This is a genomic window from Oleiphilus sp. HI0086 (assembly GCF_001635225.1).
This window is the reverse complement of the sequence record NZ_LWFZ01000424.1, coordinates 1-420: the sequence shown is the minus strand read 5'-3', so window position 1 is coordinate 420 and position 420 is coordinate 1. Positions and strand designations below refer to the sequence as shown.

The following is a 420-nucleotide window of genomic DNA, read 5'->3' as shown; positions in this document are numbered from 1 at the left end:
CGGTTAACACCTGCCCTGACCCTGTCGCCACAGCACCGTTGATAGTACCCTCAACATCGACGCCATCAACGCCCGCAGCAATACTCAGACCAAGCTGAGCTACTGTATTAGTATCAACAGCTGTTATCTCTACCGTAGACGCCGCACCATAAACATTTGAATTAATTACCAACTGGTTAGAGCCGTCTAGACTAACCGTTACTGACTTTCCAGCAGCACTAAGCGTTGAATCTGCATTGATTTTAGATTGAATCTCGGCAGCTAATTGAGTCTGCGTATAGCTACCTGCATCAAGCGTGATTGAACCACTTTCAGTACCATCAATACTAATGGTGAATTCATCATTATTTGCATCAATAGTTGTACTAGCACCTAAACTTACAGCGCCCGATAGCTCTCCTCTTGTCGCAGCAGTCGTTA

The 420-nt window shown here is 45.5% G+C and carries 1 pseudogene; it reads right to left on the bottom strand.

Annotated features, from left to right (window positions below):
• Window positions 1–420: pseudogene (locus A3756_RS27350) on the bottom strand (flagellar capping protein); the annotation flags it as partial.